Origin of the sequence: Streptomyces rhizosphaerihabitans (assembly GCF_025399795.1) — a bacterium.
In the GTDB taxonomy this organism is placed as follows: Bacteria; Actinomycetota; Actinomycetes; order Streptomycetales; family Streptomycetaceae; genus Streptomyces; species Streptomyces rhizosphaerihabitans.
In genome coordinates this window covers 1-336 of record NZ_JAODTZ010000210.1, presented here as the reverse complement: position 1 = coordinate 336, position 336 = coordinate 1, and the positions used below count along the sequence as shown (strand labels likewise).

Genomic DNA, 336 nt, shown 5'->3' with positions numbered 1-336 from the left:
GCCGCGTCGTAGACGTTGTTGGGGTCCTTCTTGCCGTCGCCGTTGCCGTCGCGGCCCGCCCACGCCCAGGTGGAGGGGATGAACTGCATGGGTCCCACCGCGCGGTCGTACGTGCTGTCGCCGTCGAACGCGCCGTTGTCGGTGTCCCTGATGCTGGCGAAGCCGTTGCCGTCGAGGACCGGGCCGAGGATCGGCGACAGGGTCGTGCCGGCCGCGTCGACGCGGCCGCCGCGGGCCTGGCCCGACTCGACCTTGCCGATCGCGGCGAGGAGCTGCCAGGGCAGGTTGCAGGTGGGCTTGGACTCGTGCAGCGACGCCTCGGCCTGCTTGTAGGCG

At 72.0% G+C, this 336-nt stretch carries 1 protein-coding gene; it reads right to left on the bottom strand.

The window, feature by feature from the left end; translation table 11 throughout:
* On the bottom strand, positions 1-336 hold a 336-nt coding region (locus tag N4G66_RS45445), incomplete at both ends, for a lytic transglycosylase domain-containing protein (RefSeq protein WP_261710180.1).